Raw genomic sequence first — 247 nt, forward strand, 5'->3', positions numbered from 1 at the left:
CCATTAAAAGTATAGGCATTTTCCTCTGCCCAAAGGATCGCTTCGTAACTGTCCTCAATGGCTGCTGGAAAAATATGCTCAGGTGCTAATCGATATCCTACAGCAATTACAACGCTATTCGTGCGAGATGCTAGTGATCTCGTAATATTATCATGTGTATTAATATCACCAAAGCCTTCTAAGAATGCACCCCCATGATAATACATTACAATTGGAAATGGACCTTCCCCTTGAGGGCGGTATATTC

The 247-nt window shown here is 41.3% G+C and carries 1 protein-coding gene; it reads right to left on the reverse strand.

Annotated features, from left to right (window positions below; translation table 11 throughout):
* Window positions 1-247: alpha/beta hydrolase fold domain-containing protein (locus AOA62_RS29625; RefSeq protein WP_143521935.1), on the reverse strand; the 247-nt coding region annotated here is incomplete at both ends.

The sequence above is a fragment of the Pseudomonas sp. 2995-3 genome, assembly GCF_002742565.1.
Lineage (GTDB): Bacteria > Pseudomonadota > Gammaproteobacteria > Pseudomonadales > Pseudomonadaceae > Aquipseudomonas > Aquipseudomonas edaphica.